The following is a 24,286-nucleotide window of genomic DNA, read 5'->3' on the forward strand; positions in this document are numbered from 1 at the left end:
AGTCGACTAACCCCGTGCTTCGCGCTCGCGTCGGCTCGACACGGTCAGGCTGACGATCGCCGTGATCGACAGGATTCCGACGATCACGCCGAGGCTCAGCAGTGTCGGGATCTCGGGTACGTCGATGTGCTTGCCGTCGTTGATGAAGGGCAACTCGTTGGTGTGCAACGCGTGCAGCACGAGCTTGACGCCGATGAACGCCAGCAAGACGGCGAGACCCTGCGACAGGTAGATGAGCTTCTTGAGCAGGTCGCCGAGCAGGAAGTAGAGCTGGCGAAGTCCCATCAATGCGAACACATTCGCCGTGAAGACCAGGTACGGCTCCTGGGTGAGGCCGTAGATCGCGGGGATCGAATCGAGCGCGAACAGCAGGTCGGTCGTGCCGAGCGACAGGATGACCAAGAACATCGGCGTGATGTAGGTCTTCTTGTTCTCCTTGATGAACAGCTTCAGACCGTGCCACTCGTTCTTGGTGTTGAAGAACCGGCGAGCAAAACGGACCACGCCGTTCTCGCCGTCGTCATCGTGGTCAGTGTCCTTGGCGAGAGTCCAAGCCGTCCAGAGCAGGAACGCTCCGAAGATGTAGAAGACCCACGAGAAGTTGTTGATCGCGACCGCACCGAGCGCGATGAAGATTCCGCGGAAGACCAAAGCGATGATGATGCCGACGAGCAGAGCTTCCTGCTGGAGCTTCCTGGGCACCTTGAAGCTCGCCATGATGATCAAGAAGATGAACAGATTGTCGATTGACAGGCTGTATTCGGTGAGCCAGCCCGCGAAGAATTGCAGGCCGAAGTCGCCACCCTTGCCGGACACGTCGTGGTGAACCGTGACCCAGATGCCGAAAGCAATGGCCAGGCCGACATAGCCGGCGAGGTAGATCGCACATTCCTTGAGCGTGGGCTCGTGGGGTTTGCGGGCAACGACGACGACGTCGAACAGCAGAACAGCGACGGTGACAGCGATGGTCACGAACCATTCGGTCTGCGACACCGACATGCTGACGTTCTCTGTTGCGGCTTGGGCTAGATACACGAGAGTCCTCCGGTCAGAGCCGGAGGTCTCTTCCGCCGCACCAATCTTGACTTCTGGCGGGCCCACAACACCGGGTGATTGCTGGGAACCACCGTGATGACGACGCTGTGATCGGGGAATACTCCCCTCCGCGACACATTGTTGCAGCCAACCGATCAGAGTGCCTCGTCGACCGCGTTGATCTCGAACGACATCGAGCGTGGCCACGGGCCATCTGGCTCCAGCTCGGGATGCCCGAACGCGTCAGCCGGTGCGGTCTGCGGCTCGACACAGACCGTGTCGTTCGGGATGTCGTAGACGACCCACCAGGGCGACGACGACGTCAAGCTGATGGACAGCGCGTTGGGCCATGTGAGCACGGGTGCGCCATTGAAACGGAAGCAGTCGTCCCACGGTCCCGCTGTCGGATTGACGAGCCGTCCGGTGGGCAACGCATCGTCGCCCCGCTCCACCATCGCGTCAGGATCGAAGGTCAGGTGCACGTCGCCACCGACATCGAGACGCCTGCGGAACCAGGGGTGCAAACCCATCGAGCACGGTAGGTCGGTGCCGTCATTCCAGCTGAGCGTCGTACGGATGCCACCTGGGAGGAGCTCGTATTGCAACGCTGCGATGCCTGTGGTCGGCCACGGATCACCGATCTCGCACTGATAGATACCCTCGGCCGTACGTTCCCAGGCGACGTTTCGACCCAGTCCGTGGATCGCATTGCCGTCCTTGGCCAACGGCAACTGGTAGGTCTCACCGTTGACCGTCAGCAGGCCGTCGCGGACGCGGCCAGCCCACGGAACCATCGGGAAACTGCCGTCATCGGCGAGCAATTCGTGACCGTCGATGACCAGGGAGGTCAGTCGGGCGCCACGCGAAGGATCGATCGCAGCCTGGACTCGGCCATTGTCGAGGACGTCAGTCACGCGACCAGTCTCCACTACCGGTGGTCGGTTTCCGCTGGGGGCACCTCCCGCTTGCGGGGGCGGGACGAGCGAATGTATCGAGACCTCAGACGCCAGCCTGGAGCATGCTGCGCAGCTCCTTCTTGAGGTCACCGATCTCGTCACGCAGTCGCGCGGCAACCTCGAACTGGAGCTCGGCTGCAGCAGCTCGCATCTGCTCGCTGAGCTGCTCGATCAGATCAGCCAGCTCGCCCGATGGAAGGTTGGCGAGGTCAGCGGTGTGCTGCCCAAGCGGTACGGGCGCTCCCCTGCGTCGGTGATCGCCGGTCGCGGCGAGAAGCTTCTCGGTATCGGCATCCTCGCGAGCGAGCATGTCGGTGATGTCACCGATCTTCTTGCGCAACGGTGTCGGGTCGATGTTGTTGGCCGTGTTGTAGGCAACCTGCTTCGCCCGGCGTCGGTTGGTCTCCTCGATCGCCATCTCCATCGAGTCGGTGATGCGGTCGGCGTACATGATGACCTGGCCCGACACGTTGCGGGCGGCACGACCGATCGTCTGGATCAGCGAGCGACCTGATCGTAGGAAGCCTTCCTTGTCGGCATCGAGAATCGCCACGAGGCTCACCTCGGGAAGGTCAAGACCCTCACGGAGGAGGTTGATGCCAACCAACACGTCGTATTCGCCCATGCGCAGCTCGCGGAGCAGCTCGACGCGACGCAACGTATCGACCTCGCTGTGGAGGTAGCGCGTACGGATGCCGGCCTCGAGAAGGTAGTCGGTGAGGTCCTCGGACATCTTCTTGGTCAGAGTCGTGACGAGCACGCGCTCGTTGCGCTCCACTCGCAGCCGGATCTGGCCGATCAGGTCGTCGATTTGGCCCTTGGTCGGCTTGACGATGACCTCGGGGTCGACCAGACCGGTCGGGCGGATGATCTGCTCGACGACGTCCTCGTTGACCTTCTCCATCTCGTACGTGCCTGGCGTTGCTGACAAGTAGACGGTCTGGCCAATGCGCTGAAGGAACTCGTTCCATTTGAGCGGGCGGTTGTCCATGGCGCTCGGGAGTCGAAAGCCGTGCTCAACCAACGAGCGCTTGCGCGACATGTCGCCTTCGTACATCGCGCCGATCTGGGGCACCGTCACATGCGACTCATCAATGACGAGCATGAAGTCTTCAGGGAAATAGTCGAGCAGGCAGTTGGGCGCCGAACCTGGCTCGCGACCATCCATATGAAGTGAGTAGTTCTCAATGCCGGCACAGGTGCCGATCTGCTCCATCATTTCGATGTCGTAGGTCGTACGCATGCGCAGCCGCTGTGCCTCGAGCAGCTTGCCTTCGCCCTCAAGCTCGGCCAGCCGTTCTTCGAGCTCAACGCCGATCGTCTGGATCGCACGCTTCATGACGTCGTTGCCGGCGGCGTAGTGGGTCGCAGCACCGACGAACAGCTCTTGGTCCTCGCTCAGAACTTCGCCCGTCAGCGGGTGGAGAGTCATGAGTCGCTCGATCTCGTCGCCGAAGAACTCAACCCGTACGGCCATCTCTTGGTAGACCGGGAAGATCTCGACGGTGTCGCCCTTGACCCGGAACGTGCCACGGGTCGAAGCGACGTCGTTGCGTACGTATTGAGCCTGCACGAGTGTGCGAAGCAGTTGCTCTCGTGGGAGCTGCTCGCCAACCTTGAAGCCGATCATGCGGTTGAGGTATTCCTGTGCCGATCCGAGGCCGTAGATGCAGGACACCGAAGCCACCACGATGACGTCCCGACGGGTCAGCAATGACCAGGTAGCCGAGTGGCGGAGACGCTCAACCTCCTCGTTGACCGAGGAATCCTTCTCGATGTACGTATCGCTCTGCGCGATGTAGGCCTCGGGTTGGTAGTAGTCGTAGTAGGAGACGAAGTATTCGACCGCGTTGTTGGGAAACAGGTCGCGCAGCTCGGTCGCGAACTGCGAAGCCAGAGTCTTGTTGGGCATGATCACCAACGTCGGACGCTGCAGCCGTTCGGTCAGCCAGGCGACTGTGGCCGTCTTGCCTGTGCCGGTCGCACCCATCAATACGACGTCCTGCTCACCAGCGTTGATACGACGCTCAAGATCGTCAATTGCCGCTGGCTGATCGCCACCGGGCGAGAAGTCGGAGACGACCTCAAATGGCGCCACCTGACGGCGCAGTTCAGACACGGACCTCATGCCGTCGAGCCTACGTGGTGGCACTGACAAAGCCTCTAGGATTGCGCTCATGCCAGCATCGCAGCGTCGCGCAGAGCGCAAGCGCGAGATCCTCGATGCAACACGCGCACTGTTCGACGAGCGCGGCGTACGAGACGCCCAGATTGAGGACATCGCCCAGGCCGTCGGCATCAACCGGGCGATCATCTATCGGCACTTCTCCGGCAAGGAGGAGTTGTTCGCCATGACGCTGGTGGACTACCTCGCCGAACTCGATCAGGCCTTGGCAGCAGCAGATGACCCGAGCACGTCGCCATCCGCAAGGCTCGAAGCGATCACCGACGCCTTCCTCGACTTCGGATCGGGGCTTCCCGCGTTCGTTGACTGCGCTCAGGCGCTGCTGCGGCGTCGTGGTGATGAACTGCTCGAAGAGGTCAGCGAGTCGGTCATGCTCAAGCTCGGCGTCGGTATGACGTCGTGCCTGTCCCACGTCGTTCGCGTACTCGAAGCCGGCTCGGCCACAGGCGAGTTCCATGTACGCGACCCGTACCTGCTGGCCAACATCTTCTATACGCAGGCGCTCGGCGTACTCAACCTTGCGACCCTGCAGCTGTCAGTACGCGGCGAGAACCCCGGACTGCCAGCTGTGGACGCGGTGCCGTTCGACGAGGTGAAGGCCTACCTGCAGCGCGGCGCCGTGGCTATGGCCAGAGGCGACGCGCCGCAGTAGATCAGGCTTCGAGGATTGCTACGACGCCCTGGCCACCGGCTGCGCAGATCGAGATCAGACCGCGGCCTGAACCCTTCTCGTGCAGCAGTTTGGCGAGGTTGGCGACGATGCGGCCACCGGTTGCCGCGAACGGGTGAGCCGTTGCGAGCGATGAGCCCTTGACGTTGAGCTTCGAGCGGTCGATCGAACCGAGCGGCTTGTCGAGGCCGAGCTTCTGCTTGCAGAAGTCCGCGTCTTCCCACGCCGCGAGGGTCGTCAGCACCTGGCCGGCGAATGCTTCGTGGATCTCATAGAAGTCGAAGTCCTGGAGCGTGAGGCCCTGGCGCTCGAGCATGCGCGGTACGGCGTACGCGGGAGCCATCAGCAGGCCCTCGGCGCCGGATACGTAGTCGACAGCAGCTGTCTCGTAGTCAACGAAGTACGCCAGCGGCGTCCAACCGTGCTTCTTGGCCTCATCATCCGAGGCGAGCAGCACCGCCGACGCACCATCCGACAGCGGCGTCGAGTTGCCAGCGGTCATCGTGGCGCCTTCGCCACGACCGAAGACAGGCTTGAGCTTGGCCAGCTTCTCGACAGTCGAGTCGGGACGCAGGTTGTTGTCCTTCTCGACACCGAGGAACGGCGTGACCAGATCGTCCTGCCAGCCCTCGTCGTATGACTTGGCGAGGTTGTGGTGCGACGTCGCGGCGAGCTCGTCTTGAGCCTCGCGAGTGATACCCCACTCGAGGGTTGTGATGGCTTGGCTGTCACCCATCGACAGTCCGGTACGCGGCTCGGAGTTGCGCGGCTGGTCAGGCGCCAGGTGTGCCGGGCGAACCTTCAGCAGCGCGGCAACGCGGCCCTTGGTGTCCTTGGCGCGGTTTGCCTCGAGCAGGATCTTGCGGAGCTTGTCGCCGATGGCGAGCGGAGCGTCTGACGTTGTGTCGGTGCCGCCGGCGATGCCGGACTCGATCTTGCCCAGAGAAATCTTGTTGGCAACGAGAATCGCTGCCTGGATGCCGGTGTCACACGCCTGCTGGACGTCGAACGCGGGCGTATCGGGCGACAGCTTGGAGCCGAGCACCGTCTCGCGGGCCAGGTTGAAGTCACGGCTGTGCTTGAGCACTGCACCTGCGGCGAATTCACCGACGCGCTCACCTTCGAGCCCGTAACGAGTTACGAGTCCGTCCAGTGCTGCTGTGAGCATCTCTTGGTTGGATGCGTTGGTGTAAACGCTGTTGGAGCGAGCGAACGGAATGCGGTTGCCGCCAATCACGGCGACCCGTCGTACGGTCTGCTTCGCGGGTGCCTTTGTGGCCGGTGTCTCCGCCATGGCGGTCTCCTCAGGTCTTCTCAGTGTTCGTGTGCGAGTTGTTCTGAACGTGACGAGCGCCGCATACCCTGTTGGTGGACTGGCGCTGATAGCGACGTTACAGTTCAGAACGGCATTCCAGATACCCACGGTATCCGAGAGATAGGACACACCCAAGCCATGACCGACCGTTACCAGTCGCTCGCGCACAACCCGATCGGCAAGTTCGTCGTCAACAGCCTGGGTCTTCCCAACCCTCCGGTGTTGGAGCGTTGGACCGAAGGTGATCCGCTCGTCAAGGGCACCGTGCTCATCGGCTCCGCCAAGGGCGGCTCGCTCGGCGCGAAGCTCAACGCGACTCTCAAGGCCAGTGGCATCACTACGGTCGGCGTACGTGCGGACGACAAGCGCTACAAGGCTCTCGTCTTTGACGCGACCGGCATTGCTGACACCGCAGGCCTCGCCGACATGCAGCAGTTCTTCACTCCTGCCCTGCGCAGCCTCCAGAGCTCCGGCCGCCTGATCGTCATCGGCGCCCTGCCCGACCAGGCAGCCACCGAGACCGCCGCGATCGCACAGCGCGCACTCGAAGGCTTCGTACGCTCCACTGGCAAGGAAGTCGGCGGCAACGGCAGCACGGCCAACCTCGTGTACGTCGGTGCAGGCGCCGAGGACGCGCTCGGCTCGACCCTTGAGTTCCTTCTCTCCCCCAAGTCGGCGTTCGTCTCCGGCCAGGTCATCCGCCTCGGCCTGACCGAGCTGGTCACGGCAGATGCTTACGACCCCGCCAAGCCGCTGGCCGGCAAGGTTGCACTCATCACCGGTGCATCGCGCGGACTCGGTGCCGCCATGGCGCGCACTCTGCACCGCGATGGCGCCTCGATCGTCGGCCTCGACGTACCGCAGCTGTCCAGCGAGCTCGACGCCGTGATGGCTGAGCTCGGTGGCACCTCAATCGCCGAGGACATCACCGCCGCCGACGCCCCCAAGGTCATCGCCAAGGCGATCAAGGATGCCCACGGTCGCGTCGACATCGTCGTTCACAACGCGGGCATCACCCGCGACAAGCGCCTCAAGAACATGAAGACCGAGAACTGGAACCTCGTCATCGATATCAGTGTCGGCGCTCCGCAGCGCATCACCGCTGAACTGCTCAAGCAGAAGTTGCTGGGTAAGGGCGGCCGCGTCATCGGCATCTCCTCGATTGCCGGCATCGCAGGCAACAACGGTCAGACGAGCTACGGCACAGCCAAGGCCGGCGTCATCGGCTTCGTCAACGACTTGTCGAAGCGCGTCGCCAAGGACGGCATCACGGTCAACGCGATCGCTCCGGGCTTCATCGAGACCGACATGGTCAAGACGATGCCTCTCGGCATCCGTGAGGCCGGTCGTCGACTGAGCTCGGTGTCGCAGGGCGGACTGCCGATCGATGTCGCCGAAGCCATTGCTTGGTACGCCAACCCCGGTTCCTCTGCGATCTCGGGCAACACCGTCCGTGTCTGCGGCCAGGCTCTGATCGGCGCCTGACATGACGACGACTCGCACGTTCAGCAAGGCACCATCGACGCTGCCCATGATGCTCAAGGCCGTCCTACCGGCACTTCCGGTGATCGGCGGGCTTCCTGGCGTCAAGCATGCCAAGGGCTCGGTTCCCGACTTGGTCCTTGAGCGCGCCGGTGTCACCACTGATCGCGCACACCTCGAGGCCTACAACGAAGTGTGCGGATTCCCTCGCGGCGACGTACTGCCTGCGACCTACCCGCACATGGCTGCTTTCGGGCTCCACATGAACCTGATGACCGATACAGCATTCCCGTTTGCCCCGATGGGGCTGGTGCACCTGCGCAACAGCATCACCCAGCACCGCCCGATCGGCGTTGACGAAACCTTCGACGTGTCCGTACGTGCGTCTGACCTGCGTACACATCCCAAGGGCTCGCTAGTCGACCTCATCACCGAGATCCGTATCGACGGAACGATCGTGTGGGACGAAGTGACCACACTGTTCTCCCGCCACAAGGGTGGTGCGGCCGAGAAGACCGCCGCTCCCTTGACTGGCATCGATGCCCCCAGCGGTGTCGTGCACTGGAAGCTCTCTGGCGACCTCGGCCGTCGCTATGGCGCGGTGTCGGGTGACCGCAACCCGATTCACCTCTACCCCGTCACCGCCAAGGCGTTCGGCTTCCAGACCAACATCGCCCATGGCATGTGGACTCTCGCTCGGAGCCTGTCAGCACTGCAGAACAAGCTGCCTGACGCCTTCACGGCCGAGGTCGAGTTCCGTAAGCCGATCTTCCTTCCCGGCACCGTTGTCTTCGGATCCGAGGCGGATGACAAGGGCATCGCATTTGGCGTCAAGGGCAGCAAGAAGCCCGTGACACACCTCGTTGGACGGATTGTTACCGGTTCGTAACTCTGAGTTGCACAGTGTCGTTGATCAACTAACGACTCTGGAGGGATTCCGTTGACTACCCGTCGCTTTGCACGCCTGCTCTCGCTTTTCGCATCGTTCGCCCTTGTTGGCGGCATGCTGACGTTCACCTCTGCGTCTGCGGTAACGACCTGGAAGCCTCGTGGCGAGCAGTACCCCAACACGGTTGTCGAGAAGGACGTCGCCATCCCGATGTCCGATGGCGTCATCCTGCGCGGCGACGTCGTCCGACCAGCTGATGCAGACGGCAAGGCAATCGCCAAGCGGCTCCCGGTCATTGTGACCATCACCGCCTACAACAAGACCGCGCTCGGTTCTGCTGGCGGACTCGGTGGCACCCCGGCCGACTACCTCGTGAAACGTGGCTACGTACAGCTCACGGTTGATGCCCGCGGTACTGGAAGCTCCGAAGGCATTTGGCGGGCATTCGATGCCCGCGAGAACAAGGATGGCGGCGAGGTCATGACCTGGGCGCACTCTTCGAAGCGCCCGTGGAGCAACGGCATCACCGGTATGAGCGGACCGTCCTACATGGGCATCAGCCAGCTGTGGGCCGCTGCGGCCAACCCTCCCGGTCTCAAGGCGATCTTCCCGCAGGTGCCCGGCGCGGATGTCTACCGTGACGTCGTTGCCTCCGGCGGCCAGCTCGACGTCGGATTCATCCCCTTGTGGCTCGGTCTGGTCACCGCGACCGGCCTCATCCCGCCATCAGTCGGGGCGTCAGATCCGCAGTCGGCCATGACCGAACTGCTGAACCACCTGACGGGCGCGGGTACGTTCACCGTGCCCCTACTGGTCCAGGCACTCGGAGGCGGCGAGCCCGCGTACGACGGAGACTTCTACAAGGAACGATCCGTCAAGAACGTGATCGACAAGGTCAAGGTCCCGGCGTTCTTCGTGTCGGGCGAGTACGACCTGTTCCAGCGCGGCACTCCCCTGCTCTTCGAGAACCTCAACAAGCGCAAGATTCCGACCAAGCTGGTCATCGGACCGTGGGATCACTTGCAGGCATCTGGCGGCACTGGCTTCGACAAGGCGGGCTATGGCTCGCTCGCTCAGGTTCAACTTCGCTGGTTTGACCACTACCTCAAGGGCAAGGACGATGCTCGGCTCAACAGCGACATCGCCAACCTGACGTACTACGAACAGGGCACCGGCAAGTGGGCTCGGGACTCGAAGTGGATCGGCTCGTCGCTGGAGGGCGCAAAGCTCAAGGTCAGCGGATCATCCGCGACTGGCGGCGCTCCTGGCGGCATCACATCCGGCGCGCGCGTTGACGGCACCTCCGACATCTATCCGATTCCGGTTCAGGGTCTCTGCACACGGTCGGCGAACCAGTGGACTGCCGGAATCCCGAACCTGTTGCTGGCGAGCCTGCCTTGCTTCTCGGACAACCAGTACAACGACAAGCTTGGTGCGGTCTTCTCGTCGAAGCCGCTCGCCAAGGCCGTCACGCTCCAGGGTCCGATCAACGCTCGCCTCTACACCTCAAGCATCGGTGGTGACGGCATGTTGTCCGTCGCGATCGAGGACGAGGCACCTGACGGCACGGTCAGCCGCCTTTCCGGCGGTTGGCAGGTCATCTCGCACCGCGCACTAGACAAGACGAAGTCGCGCTATCTCGACAATGTGCTGATCCAGCCGTTCCACCCATTCACCAAGGCAGCGCAGAAGAAGCTCGCCGCCGGTGAGGTTGCACCGATCGACGTCGAGATCTTCCCGACGCGCGCCAAGATCCTGCCGGGTCACAAGCTCCGTATTTCGGTGCAAGCGTTCGACGTGCCACACCTGCTGCCCTCGCTGCCGGATCTGCTCGGTGTACTGACGGTCATGACGGTTCACAGCTCGGCGAAGTATCCGTCGACGATCAACTTCCCGAGCGTCGGGGCGCTTCCGACCGTCAAGTGATCAGCGCGGCGTGACGGGGCGAATCAGACCCTCTTGCGCCACGGTGGCGACAAGAGTGCCGTCCTGGGCAAACACCCGGGCGGTGCTCAGTCCGCGTGCGCCAGATGCCGACGGAGACTTCTGGTCATACAGAAGCCATTCGTCGACCTTCATCGGATGGTGGAACCAGATCGCGTGGTCGATCGACGCTGCCTGAACCTCAGGCTGGCCGATGAAGACGCCATGCGGGAGCAGTGAGGCGCCGAGCAGGCTGAAGTCACTGATGTAGGTGAACGCCGCGTTGTGGATCGCCGGCGATGCGGGCAGCTCTCCGTTGGCACGGAACCATATGCGCTGGACCACGGGTACGAGCTCACGCTGCGGGTCATCAGGCGCCCGGTTGTCGCCGACGTATCGAAGGTCGAACGAGGCCCATTCCTGATCCCAGATGTCCTGACCTTCCTGACCGCTCGTGTTGATCATGTCGATCAGCGGAGTTGAGTCCTCGGGCGACGGCACATCGGGCATCGAATCCTGGTGGTTGAACCCTTCTTCCTCCACTTGGAATGAAGCGGTCATGTAGAAGATGATCGCGCCGTGCTGACGGGCGGCGACACGCCGAGTCGTGAAGGAACGGCCGTCACGGATCTTCTCGACGTCGTAGACGATCGGGATGCTCGGGTCGCCGCCGAGGATGAAGTAGATGTGCAGCGAATGGACCGAGCGATCTTCGGGCACAGTCAACTGAGCTGCCATCAACGCCTGCGCAGCCACCTGGCCGCCAAAGACGCGCGTCATCGACGATGTCTCGGGCTGCGAGCCTCGATAGAGGCCTACCTCCAGCTGTTCGAGCTCAAGCAGGCCGACAACTTCACTCAGGGATCCAGGCACAGGCCAAGACTAGCGGGGGTCAGCCCTGATCGTTCTTGCGCTGACGCGCAAGGAACTGTTCGAACTGGTCGGCCAGTTCGTCACCGCTGGGCAGCTCTTCGTCGCTGGCCAGCAGCGACTCGGCAGCACCTCGCGTGAACGCGTCGTACTGCTCCTCAAGGCCCGACAGCACTTCGGCGCCACCCTGCTGCTCGATCTGCTCCTCGATCTCCGCAATCGCATCGTTCTGCCGCGAACGCAGACCTTCGACGTCGATGCTGAGGCCCGTACGGTCGACGAGCGCATCGATCAAGGCAATGGCTGCAGGCGGGTAGTCAATGCCTGCGAGGTAGTGCGGCACGTGCACGACGTAGCCAGCCGCGTCATGCCCCCACTGACCGAGTCGAAATTCAAGCAGCGACTGTGCCGACGAGGGCACAGTGACCTGCGCGGACCAGAGGTTCTTGCGATCGACCAGTTCCGGACGAGTGCCATGAGCCGTGATCATCGGCGGCCGGGTGTGCGGAACGCCCATCGGAACGGCACCGAGCCCAAGCGTCAGCGGGACACCAAGGTCTTCGATGACCTCGTGGGTCTCGGCGATGAACGCCTCCCACGCGAAATCAGGTTCGGGACCGGCGAGGAGAAGGTACGGGGTGCCGTTGGCGTCGTGCTCGAGGACGATCTGCAGCGTCGGGTCGGCGTACTCGACGTAGCGGTCCTCGCTGAACGCGATCATCGGCCGGCGTGCTCGGTAGTCGAACATCGCGTCGAGGTCGAACTCGTGCATGATCTTGCCGTTGCCAGAACGCAGCTGATTGGCGGCAAGGCGCGAGGCAGAACCCGCACCGAGGAAACCGTCCAGGGCGTGAATCAGCACCGGTCCGGTGCCGGGCTCGGCAGCGGACTTACGGTTGCGGGGGTTCCAGGCCACGTCTAGATCAACTACTCACAGCTTGCGGGTATTCCGGGCGAGGGCTGCGATGGTGTCATCTGCGATCGCCTTCGGGGTGAGGCCGAGACGCTCGAGGATGACGTCACGCTTGGCGTGGTCGAGGAACTCCTGCTCGACACCGTGCACCTCGATCGGGGTGAGGATGTCGGCATCACGTACGGCCTGCGTGATGGCGGAGCCGACGCCACCGTGGCGGCCGTTGTCCTCGATCGTCACGACCAGCGAGTATTCCGCCGCCAACTGCACGAGCTTGGGGTCGAGCGGCTTGACCCACCGGGGATCAACCACAGTGACGCCGTGGCCTTCTGCGCGAACCAGGTCGGCTGTTGCGGCGCCCAGATGTCCGAACGCGCCGATGGCGATGATCAGTACGTCCTTCGCCTTGTCGCGTGAGAGCACGTCGTACGTGCCGATGCGCTCGATCGCCGGGAGGTCGTCACACACAGCACCTTTGGAGAATCGAACAACGCTCGGAGCGTTCTCGATGTCGACCGCCTCGCGAAGCAATTCGCGGAGCTGAACACCGTCGCGAGGTGTGGCCAGGTGGAGGCCCGGCACCATCTGCATCAGCGACATGTCCCACATGCCGTTGTGGCTGGCACCGTCATCGCCCGTCACGCCAGCCCGGTCGAGAACGAAGGTCACGCCGCACTTGTGCAGAGCGACATCGAGCAGCACCTGGTCGAACGCGCGGTTGAGGAACGTCGCATAGACGGCGACGACCGGATGGAGGCCGCCCATCGCGAGTCCAGCCGCGCTGGTGACCGCATGCTGCTCGGCGATGCCGACGTCAAAAACGCGGTCGGGGAACTTGTCGGCGAATGCGTCGAGGCCCACCGGGTAGAGCATCGCCGCGGTGATGGCCACGACATCCGGACGCTCATCGGCGATACGCACTATCTCGTCGCGGAACACCGAGGTCCAGCCCGCCGGTGCGACGCTGACGGCTTCGCCGGTCTGTACGTCGAACGGGTTGGCTTGATGCATCTGGTCGTTCTCGTTGGCGACGGCAATGTCGTAGCCCTGACCCTTGGTCGTCAGCACGTGCACCAAAACCGGGCCGCCGAACTTCTTGGCGGCCGTGAGTGCGCGTTCGACGGCAGGTCGATCATGCCCGTCAACGGGGCCGATGTACTTGAGCCCGAGGTCCTCGAACATCCCCTGAGGGGCCAAGGCGTCCTTGACGCCCTTCTTGATCGCGTGGAGGGCCTCGTATGTCGCGGGCCCGACACGCCGGGATCGGTTGAGTCGATCCTTGATCGCGCCCAACGCTGGCTCGTAGCGCGGGTTGGTGCGGATCTCGGTCAGCCGGTTCGCCAGTCCACCAACAGTCGGCGTGTAGGACCGGCCGTTGTCGTTGACGATCACGACCAGCTTGCGGTCGTTGTCAGCAGCGATGTTGTTGAGCGCTTCCCACGCCATGCCGCCGGTGAGGGCACCGTCACCGATCACGGCAACCACGTGGTCGTCCTTGCCGAGCAGGTAGTTGGCCTTGGCCATACCGTCGGCGTACGACAGGCTCGTCGACGCGTGCGAGTTCTCGACCCAGTCGTGCTCGGACTCGGCACGGCTCGGGTAGCCCGACAGCCCGCCCTCGCGACGCAGCTCACCGAACTGGCCAGCACGACCCGTCAGCATCTTGTGCACGTACGCCTGGTGGCCGGTGTCCCACACGACGCGGTCGTTGGGAGATTCGAACACTCGGTGGATCGCGATCCCCAGCTCTACGACGCCGAGGTTTGGCCCGAGGTGGCCACCGTTGGAGGCCACCGAAGAGATGAGCAGCTCACGAATCTCCTTCGCGAGCTGACCGAGCGCTGCTTCATCGAGTCCGCGCAGATCGGCGGGCCCGGTCAGTTTCGCAAGAACATCCTGCTGCGCGTCGGCCATTGGGTCAGTCTATCGAGTCGCCCTTGTCCTGCGCAGTCAGGAACTCCTCGATCAGGTCAGCCAAGATCTCCGGCTGCTCGACCGTGCTGGAATGCCCGCAATCCTTGACCTTCTTGAGCACAGACCCCTTGATTCCGGCTGCGATGGCTTCCGACCTGGACACAGGAGTGGCCACATCGTCCTCGCCGACGACGATCAACGTCGGAGTCGAGATCTTGTCGAGCTCGGCCGTCACGGGGAGGCGGTCCACGACGCCGAGAATCGCCTTCACGAGTCCAGGACGTTCGACGGCGGAGACTCCGGCCTTCCAGCGTTCGATGTCCGGCTTCGACGCCGGATCAGCGAGGAAGGTGGGTCCGAACATCAGTTTTCCGACCTTGCCCGCGAGCGGCTTGATTCCAACAACTCGATAGACCTTGCACAGCAGTCGATCCTGCTTCGCCATCGCCGGGTCCTCGGGCCCTGCGCTGGTATCGAGGAGTGCGAGCGAGCGCAGCAGCTCCGGCCGACGCGCGGCGAGGCGCATACCGACGAACCCACCCATAGACAGACCGACGTAGTGCACCGGCCCGACGCCGAGACTCTCAATGACTGCAGCTGCGTCGAGCGACAGCGTGTCCATGTCGTACCCGTCATCCGTGGCGGGAGTCTTGCCCTGTCCGCGCCAGTCGATCGTCACGCAGCGGTACGTCGACCGAAGGCGCTCGATCTGAGCCTCGAACATGTGCCCGCTGAAGAGCAGGCCATGTCCGAACACGACCGTCGCAGCATCTGCGTTGCCCGCAGGAGCGCCCGAGTCTGTGATGTTGATCTTCACACCGTTGGCATCAATGAGAGTCATCCGCCGAGCATGCCACGTCACTATGCTGAATGTGGATCGGAGCCGACATGAAAAGCTGGACGTTTCTTCAGAAGATGAACCTCGTCCTCGGGGTGGTCTTCCTCGCGCACTCGATCGGTGGATTGATCGTCAATCCCGACTTCGCTGTTGGCGACAACGCGACCGCGGAAACCTTCCTTTGGATGGACTGGAACGGGTGGCATGCCCTTTCTGGCATCTTCCTGTGGGCCACGGCCCTCGCAGTCGCCCCACGTGCCGACCTGTCCAAGCTGTTCGCCTGGTTGATCATCGCGACCAACCTGCCCGTCGTGATCTGGATGCTGTTCGACACGATCCCGTTCGGCTTGTTCAACCTGCCGACGACACGCGACCTGGTCTTCCACGCAGCCATCGTCGCCGCGTACGCGCTGGCGCTCCTTGCCACGGGCAAGAAGGTCGTGGCTCAGACCTCGTAGCGACCGCGAAGGTGGATCAGTGCGTCCGCCTCGCCTGGCTCGACATGCTCCACGACACCCTCGACGAGCAGTCCCCAACCGACCTCGCGCGTCTCTTCGAGAAGGCGTATGCCGAGCCATCCAGCGCTGTCAGCGAGGACTGGGCCCCAGGTGCTCTCGGTCCAGGTGCCCAATGTGAAGGGCCCTCCCGGTGCAGGAGCCGTGCCTGCGAACGCATCGGCAAGGAAGCGATGATCCTCAGCCAATACGTTGACGGCCACAGTCTCGGGGCCTGAAGTCCACCAGTTGGAGTCAGCATCGATGACTGCCAGAACATGGGCGGGTTCACCATTCGCGACGATCACGGACGAGACCGTGAGGCCTGAACGGCTCGCATCCACGCCGCTTGCCCAGACCGTGACGGGCGCCGGCATGCGTCCTCGTAGCTGCCGCAAAGGATCACGATCTCCACTGGGCGGTAGGAACGGGTGGTCAGAATGAATTGTCACGATGTCAGCGTACGGTCTGTCGCTCTTGACTTAATTCACGACTCATACTAAACCTGTTCTATGACCTTGGTGATCGGCGTCGACTCCTCTACGCAGTCGACGAAGGCACTTCTGGTGGACGCCGATTCCGGAGCCGTTCTGGAGAGCCAGCATGCGCCACATCCGACCGGCACTTCGGTCGATCCACGGGGCTGGCTCGATGCCTTCGACAAGGCGTCGGCTGGGTTGGTTGAGCGGGCTGAGGCCATCGCCGTTGGTGGCCAGCAACACGGCATGGTGGCGCTCGACGACGCCGACTCCCCCGTACATGACGCGATCCTGTGGAACGACACGCGGTCCAGCCAGGAAGCGCTCGATCTGATCGAGGAGATGGGTGGCCCGGCCGCCTGTGCCGAGGCCGTCGGCAGCGTGCTCGTTGCATCGTTCACCTCAACCAAGCTGCGGTGGCTTCGCGACCATGAACCAGATGCCGCCGCTCGTACGACACGAGTCCTGCTCCCCCACGACTACGTCTCCCGCCACATTGTCGGCGGCGGTGACCCGTTCACGGATCGCGGTGACGCTTCCGGGACTGGCTATTTCTCTACCCGCGACGACGCCTGGCGACCTGATTTGGCCGAAGCAGCCATCGGTCACCCCGTCGAACTCCCCCGCATTGTCGCCTCGTCAGAGGTGGCCGCGGTGACCGCTTCCGGGCTCAAAGTCGCGGCCGGCACAGGCGACAACATGGCGGCGGCACTCGCCCTCGACCTGAAGCCCGGCGATGTTGTCGTGTCGATCGGTACGTCCGGTGTCGCCTCGGCCATCACCAACGAACCGGTCTCCGACCCAACCGGATCTGTCACTGGATTTGCCGATGCGACTTCTCGCTTCCTGCCGCTCGTTGCCACGATCAACGCTGCCCGCATTCTCGAGCTGCAGTCGACTCTGCTCGGTGTCGATCACGACGAGTTGGCGCGCCTCGCACTCGCCGCCCCATCGGGTGCCAACGGACTCACGGTGCTCCCCTATTACGACGGCGAACGTACGCCGAGTCGTCCCGACGCCACCGGTACCTGGGCAGGTCTGACGACCGCCACGACCCGCGAAGACCTCGCCCGGGCCGCGGTCGAGGCACTCCTGTGCTCGCTCGCCGATGCGATTGACCATCTCAGCGCGACGACCGGCACTTCGCCGAAACGCATCCTGATGGTGGGTGGCGCGGCAAGCAATCCGGCCATACGTACGCTCGCGCCCGCAATCTTCGGCCGCCCGGTGACCGTCCCAGCCCCTGGCGAGTACGTCGCCCTCGGCGCGGCACGTCAGGCAGCCTGGGCACTCGCCGGTACGCCTGAACCCCCAGCCTGGGCGCCGGTCGCGTCCGAGACGTATGAAGCAGAACCGACCCCTCTGGTGCGTGAGGCCTACGCACTTCTTCGCGACCGCGAAACCATCTAAGAAAGTGTTGCCATGAGCATCCCCACCCCATCACCTTCCGACAAGTTTTCCTTCGGACTGTGGACTGTCGCCTATCCCGGACGCGATCCGTTCGGTGAGCCGACACGTGAGCCGATGGACCCGATCTACGCCCTCGAGAAGCTCAAGGAGATCGGGTCGTACGGCGTCAACTTCCATGACGACGACCTGATCCCGTTCGGCTCCGACGACGCGAGCCGCGACAAGATCATCGAGCGTTGGAAGAAGGGTCTTGCCGACACTGGCCTCGTGGTGACGACTGCAACGACCAACCTGTTCGGTCATCCCGTGTTCAAGGACGGCGGCTTCACGTCCAACGATCGTGAGATCCGCCGCTTCGCGATCCGCAAGGTGATGCGCAATATCGACCTCGCCGCCGAGCTGGGTGCCAAGGTCTACGTCTGCTGGGGCGGCCGTGAAGGTGCCGAGTCCGGCGCTGCCAAGGACGTCGCTGCCGCACTCGATCGCTACCGCGAGGCGTTCAACGTCCTCGGCGAGTTCGTCCACGACAAGGGCTACGACATCCAGTTCGCCATCGAGCCCAAGCCCAACGAGCCCCGCGGCGACATCCTGCTGCCGACCATCGGGCACGCATTGGCGTTCATCGAGACTCTCGACCGCAAGGAAGGCGTCGGCGTCAACCCGGAGATCGGGCATGAGGAGATGGCCGGCCTCAACGCAGCGCACGGCTACGCGCAGGCCATGTGGCAGGGCAAGCTCTTCCACATCGACCTCAACGGACAGAGCGGACCGCGCTACGACCAGGACTTCCGCTTCGGCGCCGGCAACTCCCGCGGTGCCTTCTGGGTCGTCGACACGCTACTGGCTGGTGGATACGACGGGCCGGTGCACTTCGACTTCAAGACGCCGCGCACCGAGGACGACAACGGCGTGTGGGTTGCAGCCGAAGCCTGCATGACCAACTACCTGATCCTGCGCGAGAAGGCGATTGCCTTCCGTGCCGATCCTGAAGTCCAGGCAGCGCTGGTTGCTGCCAAGCTCCCTGAGCTCGCGAAGCCGACGCTCAACGAGGGCGAGACGTGGAGCGAGCTCGAGGCGTCGACCGGTCCGTCGGCGGACGAGCTGGCTGCGTACGGCGCAGGCTTTGAGAAGCTCGACCAGCTTGCTCTCGAGCACCTCTACGGAGTTCGCGGCTAGTGACGGCCACCCGTCCGGGCGGTACGGAGCACCTGCGCAGGCAGAACACTGCGCTCGTGCTTCGTTCGCTGCGTACTGAGGGCGCAGCAACTCGTACGGAGCTCGCCCGGCGCACCGGTCTCGCCAAGGCAACCATCGGCACGATCGTTGCTGAGCTCGGCACTGGTGGCGCCGTCAGCGAGGACCAGTCGGCGCCGTCTGGTCGTGGCCGGCCCGGTCGACCCGTCACCCTTACGGGTGAATCGATCATCGGGCTGGGCTTCGAGGTCAACGTCGACTACCTCGCCGCAGTCGCCCTCGACCTTGGGGGCAACGCACGCATCTCGACGATTCGCCAGGTGGAGAGCGCTGGACCGCCGACGATCGACGAAGTGTTGAGCCTCGTCACCGAGATACGCGATTCGATGCTCGCGGCTGGCCACAGCATCGTCGGAGCCACGGTGGCGGTGCCCGGCCTCGTCGAGCACGACAACCGTACGATCGCGTGGGCACCCAACCTTGGCTGGGACAACGTCCAGCTTGCGGCGAAGCTCGAGTCCGCGCTCGGCGGCACCTGCCCAGTCACGGTGGACAACGACGCCAACTGCGCAGCACTCGCGGAGGCATCCCACGGAGTGACGACAGACGTCCAGCACTCGCTCTACATCACCGGAACGGTTGGAATCGGCGCCGGAATCGTGCAGGACGGCAGGCTCCTACGCGGCGGCGCCGGATTCGCCGGCGAGGTCGGGCACATGCCGATCGGCGACGAATCCTCGGTATGCGGGTGCGGTCGCACCGGCTGCTGGGAAGCCTCAGTCGGCCTTCGCGCCATGCTCAAGGCAGTCGGCATGGACGAGAGCGAGACTCCGCTGAGTACGGCCGTGTCGGTCGCCGAGCGCGCAGCTGAGGATGCAGGCATCCGTGCCGCCCTGGCCGAGCTCGGCACGAACCTCGGCACCGGACTCGCCACGCTGGCGACTGTCATCGATCCGTCTGTCATCGTCCTGGGCGGCTATTTCGTACCGCTTGGCCAGTACGTCGTGCCCGCGGCCGAGACGGTGCTCGCTGCCCGGCTGCCGGCAGCTGACAAGCACCTGCCGGAGATACGGCTCAGCTCACTCGGCATTCACGCCGCTGCACTCGGGGCCGCAGAGGGATCACTGGCCGGCGTCTACGCCGGCGCCGTGTCGATCTAGGGCGTGTCTAGGACGCGAGAACACTCTCGACGTCGTGGCAGGCGGTTGCAAGGCATGCGACGGGATCTCTGAGGAGCGCACCGAAGGCGAGTTCGGCAGCACCCAACAACACTGAGTCACCGCCCAGGCCAGGAACGCTCACCTTCACCAGTTCTCGGGGCGCGGTCAGTGCATGTGCGCCCAGTCCCGCATCCACGTCCTCGCTGACCAGCGGGTAGAGCGCACGCAGGTAGCCACCCAGCACGATCACTCTTGGGTTGAGCAAGTTGACCGCGGCGGCGAGCCCACGTCCCAGGTTGCGTCCAACAGTGCGCAGATCGGGCGAGGCTTCGCTGACGCCGTTGAGGAACTCGTCCAGCGCGGCAACTCGATCGGGTGGACAGCCGACGGCGAGTGCGATCGCCGGAGCACCTATTTCTGTTTCCCAGCAACCGCGGCTACCGCAGTGACAGAGTTTGCCGTCCGGGGTGAACGGCAGGTGGCCGATCTCGCCTGCGTAGCCGCCGGATCCTTCGAGCGGCCTGCCACCAACGATCACGCCGGCACCGACGCCAACCTCACCAGACAGATAGATGAGGTCATCGACGCCAACTCCTGCACCGCGAAGGTGCTCAGCGAGCGCACCGAGGTCGGCATCGTTGCCGAGCACCGGGCGCCCGGGGGTGGTGATCCGGTCCGCGAGAATCTGGGCGAATGGCACGTCATGCCAGCCGAGGTTGGGCGCGAACCGTACGAGTCCGTCTTCCGCGCGGATGATGCCGGGAACGCTGACGCCGATCCCGACCAACGCCGCGTCGGCTTTGACGTCCTTGACGACGAGTCGCATGAGCTCGACGACGGAGTCTCCAATCGCCTCCGGATCATGCGAAGACGGGATCGGTCCAGTCGCTCGCGCCTCGACGGCACCGCCGATGCCGACCCGAGCAACCGTCAATCCGTCGACTCGCACGTCCGTGGCGAGTACGTACGCACCAGCACGCGTACGTACGTCCACTGACGGTCGTCCTGCGCTGATGCGCGTGCCGGACGGCTTGACCTGCTCAGTAAGACCCAACGACTCGAGCTCGGTGACCAACCCCGCGATCGTGCTGCGGTTGAGTCCCATACGAGCCGTCAGCTCGGCGCGCGAAATGCGCCCTGCGCGGTGCACATGCCCCAGAACGGTGCCCAGGTTGTGTCGCCGCACATCCTCCTGGTTTGTTCCGACGCCAGTGCGTCCCGCGGAGGGCATGCGACTCAGCCGAGACCTGTTGCGGACCGCCGCCTGCGCGAGATCGCGTCGACGCTGGCCGCGAGCAGAAGCACGCCGCCGGTCACGAGGAAGGTGATGTACGACTTCTGCGCCAGCAGACCCAGGCCGTTGGCGATCGTCGCGATCACGAGACCACCGATCACCGCATCGCTGGCCTTGCCCTTGCCGCCGAACAAGCTCGTTCCGCCGATGACAGCCGCGCCAACAGCGAACAGCAGCGTGTAGCTACCGCCCGACGAGGTCGAGACCTTGCCAACGTACGACGCCTGGACGATGCCGCTCAGCGCCGCCATCGCGGAGCAGATGATGAACACCGAGATACGAATGCGGTCGACGTTGATGCCGGCTCGACGGGCGGCTTCGGGATTGCCGCCAACGGCATAGACGTGCCGGCCCCAGCTCGTACGGCCGAGCATGAACGTCCAGAAGACCAGAAGAACTATGACCATCGGCAGGACATACGGAATGCCCTTGATGGGGAAGGTCGGGTTGACGCTGCGGTTCTGATTGAGCACATATGTCACGACGAGCAGCACTGTCGCTACGACAGCGATCTGCACCGCGACGAGAGCCAACGGCTGGTGCTGCAGACCAAGAGAGACCTTGCGCCGGTGTTGCAGCAGCCTCAGCACGGTGAGCACGGCGATGAGCACAACGGCGGAGATCCAACCTGCTGCCACGCTCATGTTGTCATTGGCGATGCCGCTAATCACGTCCTGATCGATACGGACGGAGCCGCCCTCGCCAATCAGCCAGAGGGCCACGCCCTGCAGGGCGAGGAAGTACGCCAGCGTGACGACGAACGACGGAATGCCGAGCTTCGCCACGAGGAGTCCGATGGACAAGCCGATCGCCGCTCCGAACAGCATTGCCGCGAGCACCGCGACGACCCAGTTCTGGGTGTGCTCCACCATCAGGACACCCATGACACATGCGGACACACCGCCCGCAAAGCCGGCCGACAGGTCGATCTCGCCCAGCAGTAGGACCATGACCAGCCCCATCGCGAGGATGATGATCGAGCCAGACTGGGTGATCAGGTTCGCCATGTTGAGGTTCGAAAGGAACCGATCGTTGGCGAAGTTGAAGACGATGAACAGGACTACGAGACCCGCGATCGAGGGAAGAGCGCCCATGTCGCCACCACGCACGCGGGTGATGTAGGCGCGCACGGACTCACCCAACGTGTTGGACTGGGTGAGGTCGGACGCGAAGCCCGCCTCTTCGGAATCGGTGATGATGTCGGTCATGAGGTCACAGCCTTCGTGGCGGGGCCGGCAATGCCAGCGGACTGGCCGGTCGTGATGAGCTCGACGACCTGCGTCGACGTCACATCCTTGGTGGCGACGTCTGCAGCGACCCGGCCGAGATAGAGCGCCGTGATCCGGTCAGCGACCTCGAACACATCGGTCAGGTTGTGCGAGATCAGCAGCACGCCCACGCCGGAGTCGGCGAGACGACGCACGAGGTCGAGCACCTGACGGGTCTGCGCGACACCCAGGGCCGCCGTGGGTTCGTCGAGCAATACGACCTTGGAGTTCCACAGCACTGACTTGGCAATCGCTACGGTCTGCCGCTGGCCGCCTGACAGGCTCGCGACGCTCTGGCGCACGGACTTGACGGTGCGGACCGAGAGCGAGGTGAGTGCCTCGCGGGCTTTGGACTCCATTGTCGTCTCGTCGAGGACGAGGCCGTTCTTCTTCTCGCGGCCGAGGAACATGTTCTCGACGATGTCGAGGTTCTCGCACAGGGCAAGGTCCTGGTAGACGACCTCGATGCCGAGCGCCGCAGCGTCTTTGGCGCTGGTGACGTGCTGGGGCTTTCCTTCGAAGAAGTATTCGCCCGTGTCTGCCGGGTAGATGCCGGCGATTGCCTTGACCAGCGTCGACTTGCCGGCGCCGTTGTCACCGACGAGGGCGGTGACTTCACCGGGATAGATGGCGAGGTCGACGTCGTGGAGGACGTGGGCGACGCCGAAGCTTTTGTTGATTCCGCGCAGATGAAGGATCGGCGACTTTTCACTCATGACGTACCTTCCGAGAGTGCAGTGTTCGTGACGTGGCGATGCTACTCACAGCGTTGGGTGTGACCTTCCGGAGTGTCCCGGAAGATCACACCCGTTGCTGTTAGCTGATGCCAGCGTCAGTGCACAGCTTGGCGAAGTCGCCAGTGCACACGTCCGAGGCCTTCATGTCGCCAGCCTCGATCGGAGCACCGACGTTCGACTTGTCGACAGCAACCGGATCGAGCAGGACCGCCGGCACATCACGCTTGCCGGTGTCGTCCTTGACTGTGCCAGTCGTCGCAGCCTTGTCGCCGTTGACCATGGCGATGGCAGCCTCAGCAAGCGCACCAGCCTGGCCCGTTGCCGACTTCGCGATCGTCATGCACTGAGTGCCCGCAAGGATGTTCTGCAGACCCTCAACTGTCGCGTCCTGACCAGTGACGGGGACCTTGCCGGCCTGACCGTTCTTCTTCAGGATCGAGATAACACCGCCGGCGAGGCCGTCGTTGGCGGCGTACACACCGTCAACCTTGCCGTCGACCTTGGTGTAGAGCTGCTCGAAGATCGTGACGGCCTTCTCGTTGTCCCAGTCCGGGACAGCCTGCTCGGCAACGTTCTTGTACGTCGAGATCTTGTCGAGAACGCTGTGCGCACCCTGCGAGAACAACGTGGCGTTGTTGTCGGTCGGCGAGCCGTTCAGGTAGATGATGTTGGCATCCTTTTCTCCGAGGCACTTGGCGAGACCTTCACCCTGGAGGGCGCCGACCTTCGCGTTGTCGTAGGAGATGTAGACATCGGCCGAACCACCAAGGGTGAGGCGGTCGTAGTCGATGGTCTTGACGCCCTGCTTGGCCGCCTTCTCCTCGATTGCCGCACCCGAGTCAGAGTCGAGGTTGACGATCGCGAGGACCGTCACGCCGTCGGCGATCATGCCGTCAGCAATGGTGGCCATCTTGTCTGCGTCACCCTCAGCGTTCTGGATGTCGTAGTCGACTCCAGCAGCCTTGAATGCCTTCTCGAGAGCCGGACGGTCAGCGGATTCCCACCGAACCGAGGACTTCGTGTCGGGAAGGATGACGCCGATCTTGCCGTCTGCCTTGCCGCCGCCGTCACTTCCACCGCTGTCAGAGCTGCCACAGCCAGCGAGCGCGAGGGTCGCACCCATGACTGTCGCAAGTACCAGATTGCGTGTCCGCTTCACACAGACCGCCTCCTCATTCTCCAGTAGTGCGTCACGCGATGGACATGAGTTGGTCATCGGCGCGCAATTGTTGTTTGAAACAACGTATAGCGTGATCGCCG

Annotated in this window: 21 protein-coding genes; 8 read left to right on the plus strand and 13 right to left on the minus strand. The window is 63.6% G+C overall.

Annotation, left to right across the window (positions count from 1 at the left end):
- Positions 1-6: 6 nt before the first annotated feature.
- The 3 genes from J2X11_RS09495 to uvrB all read right to left on the minus strand — a co-directional run bounded on the left by J2X11_RS09495 (position 7) and on the right by uvrB (position 4,119).
- Positions 7-999: a TerC family protein gene (locus J2X11_RS09495; protein ID WP_309969962.1), complete on the minus strand. Its 993-nt coding sequence runs from the start codon at positions 997-999 to the stop codon at positions 7-9.
- Between the two features lie 191 nt (positions 1,000-1,190).
- Positions 1,191-1,949, minus strand: coding sequence for an aldose 1-epimerase (locus tag J2X11_RS09500; protein ID WP_309969966.1), 759 nt, complete (start codon positions 1,947-1,949; stop codon positions 1,191-1,193).
- Between the two features lie 85 nt (positions 1,950-2,034).
- Positions 2,035-4,119 (minus strand): excinuclease ABC subunit UvrB, encoded by a 2,085-nt coding sequence (uvrB, locus tag J2X11_RS09505; RefSeq protein ID WP_309969968.1) that lies wholly within the window; start codon positions 4,117-4,119, stop codon positions 2,035-2,037.
- 49 nt (positions 4,120-4,168) lie between these two features.
- Here uvrB and J2X11_RS09510 point away from each other — a divergent pair, with 49 nt between their 5' ends.
- On the plus strand, positions 4,169-4,828 hold the full coding sequence (locus J2X11_RS09510) for a TetR/AcrR family transcriptional regulator (protein WP_309969972.1): 660 nt from the start codon (positions 4,169-4,171) through the stop codon (positions 4,826-4,828).
- A gap of 1 nt (position 4,829) precedes the next feature.
- Here J2X11_RS09510 and J2X11_RS09515 read toward each other — a convergent pair whose 3' ends face one another.
- Positions 4,830-6,140: an acetyl-CoA C-acetyltransferase gene (locus J2X11_RS09515; RefSeq protein ID WP_309969974.1), complete on the minus strand. Its 1,311-nt coding sequence runs from the start codon at positions 6,138-6,140 to the stop codon at positions 4,830-4,832.
- Positions 6,141-6,299: 159 nt separating this feature from the next.
- On the opposite strand from J2X11_RS09515, the gene J2X11_RS09520 reads away from it, so the two are divergent.
- The 3 genes from J2X11_RS09520 to J2X11_RS09530 are packed head-to-tail and all read left to right on the plus strand — an operon-like array spanning position 6,300 to position 10,458.
- A complete protein-coding gene (locus J2X11_RS09520) occupies positions 6,300-7,646 on the plus strand; it encodes a 3-oxoacyl-ACP reductase (RefSeq protein WP_309969977.1) in 1,347 nt (448 codons plus the stop codon).
- Between the two features lies 1 nt (position 7,647).
- Positions 7,648-8,532, plus strand: coding sequence for a MaoC family dehydratase (locus tag J2X11_RS09525; protein WP_309969981.1), 885 nt, complete (start codon positions 7,648-7,650; stop codon positions 8,530-8,532).
- 51 nt (positions 8,533-8,583) lie between these two features.
- A complete protein-coding gene (locus J2X11_RS09530) occupies positions 8,584-10,458 on the plus strand; it encodes a CocE/NonD family hydrolase (protein WP_309969984.1) in 1,875 nt (624 codons plus the stop codon).
- Here J2X11_RS09530 and J2X11_RS09535 read toward each other — a convergent pair whose 3' ends face one another.
- From J2X11_RS09535 to J2X11_RS09550, 4 genes are read right to left on the minus strand one after another with little or no spacing between them, the layout of a single operon-like run.
- On the minus strand, positions 10,459-11,328 hold the full coding sequence (locus J2X11_RS09535; protein WP_309969986.1) for an acyl-CoA thioesterase: 870 nt from the start codon (positions 11,326-11,328) through the stop codon (positions 10,459-10,461).
- A gap of 19 nt (positions 11,329-11,347) precedes the next feature.
- Complete coding sequence (locus J2X11_RS09540) at positions 11,348-12,241, minus strand: proteasome assembly chaperone family protein (protein WP_309969988.1); 894 nt, start codon at positions 12,239-12,241, stop codon at positions 11,348-11,350.
- A gap of 15 nt (positions 12,242-12,256) precedes the next feature.
- Positions 12,257-14,152, minus strand: a complete 1,896-nt coding sequence (gene dxs, locus J2X11_RS09545; RefSeq protein WP_309969990.1) for a 1-deoxy-D-xylulose-5-phosphate synthase — start codon at positions 14,150-14,152, stop codon at positions 12,257-12,259.
- A gap of 4 nt (positions 14,153-14,156) precedes the next feature.
- Positions 14,157-14,993 (minus strand): alpha/beta fold hydrolase, encoded by an 837-nt coding sequence (locus tag J2X11_RS09550; protein ID WP_309969993.1) that lies wholly within the window; start codon positions 14,991-14,993, stop codon positions 14,157-14,159.
- Positions 14,994-15,067: 74 nt separating this feature from the next.
- Between J2X11_RS09550 and J2X11_RS09555 the strand changes: the two genes are divergently transcribed.
- Positions 15,068-15,448, plus strand: coding sequence for a DUF4383 domain-containing protein (locus J2X11_RS09555; RefSeq protein ID WP_309969996.1), 381 nt, complete (start codon positions 15,068-15,070; stop codon positions 15,446-15,448).
- Here the strand turns inward: J2X11_RS09555 and J2X11_RS09560 are convergent.
- Positions 15,436-15,861, minus strand: a complete 426-nt coding sequence (locus tag J2X11_RS09560) for a flavin reductase family protein (protein ID WP_309969999.1) — start codon at positions 15,859-15,861, stop codon at positions 15,436-15,438. The two genes, J2X11_RS09555 and J2X11_RS09560, sit on opposite strands and share 13 nt — an antisense overlap.
- 135 nt (positions 15,862-15,996) lie before the next feature.
- Here J2X11_RS09560 and xylB point away from each other — a divergent pair, with 135 nt between their 5' ends.
- The 3 genes from xylB to J2X11_RS09575 are packed head-to-tail and all read left to right on the plus strand — an operon-like array spanning position 15,997 to position 19,727.
- Entirely contained in the window at positions 15,997-17,373 is a 1,377-nt protein-coding gene (xylB, locus tag J2X11_RS09565; protein ID WP_309970001.1) for a xylulokinase, read from the plus strand.
- A gap of 12 nt (positions 17,374-17,385) precedes the next feature.
- Positions 17,386-18,549 (plus strand): xylose isomerase, encoded by a 1,164-nt coding sequence (xylA, locus tag J2X11_RS09570; protein ID WP_309970004.1) that lies wholly within the window; start codon positions 17,386-17,388, stop codon positions 18,547-18,549.
- A gap of 56 nt (positions 18,550-18,605) precedes the next feature.
- Positions 18,606-19,727 (plus strand): ROK family protein, encoded by a 1,122-nt coding sequence (locus J2X11_RS09575; RefSeq protein WP_309970007.1) that lies wholly within the window; start codon positions 18,606-18,608, stop codon positions 19,725-19,727.
- A gap of 7 nt (positions 19,728-19,734) precedes the next feature.
- Here J2X11_RS09575 and J2X11_RS09580 read toward each other — a convergent pair whose 3' ends face one another.
- From J2X11_RS09580 to J2X11_RS09595, 4 genes are all read right to left on the minus strand, one after another.
- A complete protein-coding gene (locus J2X11_RS09580) occupies positions 19,735-20,958 on the minus strand; it encodes an ROK family transcriptional regulator (protein ID WP_309970010.1) in 1,224 nt (407 codons plus the stop codon).
- 5 nt (positions 20,959-20,963) lie between these two features.
- Positions 20,964-22,229: a sugar ABC transporter permease gene (locus tag J2X11_RS09585; RefSeq protein ID WP_309970013.1), complete on the minus strand. Its 1,266-nt coding sequence runs from the start codon at positions 22,227-22,229 to the stop codon at positions 20,964-20,966.
- Positions 22,226-23,005 carry an ATP-binding cassette domain-containing protein gene (locus J2X11_RS09590; RefSeq protein WP_309970016.1) on the minus strand — a complete coding sequence of 260 codons (780 nt, stop codon included), beginning with the start codon at positions 23,003-23,005 and terminating at the stop codon, positions 22,226-22,228. Before J2X11_RS09590 ends, J2X11_RS09585 begins: the two co-directional genes overlap by 4 nt.
- A gap of 100 nt (positions 23,006-23,105) precedes the next feature.
- Entirely contained in the window at positions 23,106-24,185 is a 1,080-nt protein-coding gene (locus J2X11_RS09595; protein WP_309970019.1) for a sugar ABC transporter substrate-binding protein, read from the minus strand.
- Between the last annotated feature and the right edge of the window lie 101 nt (positions 24,186-24,286).

The organism is Aeromicrobium panaciterrae (assembly GCF_031457275.1).
Taxonomy (GTDB): Bacteria; Actinomycetota; Actinomycetes; order Propionibacteriales; family Nocardioidaceae; genus Aeromicrobium; species Aeromicrobium panaciterrae_A.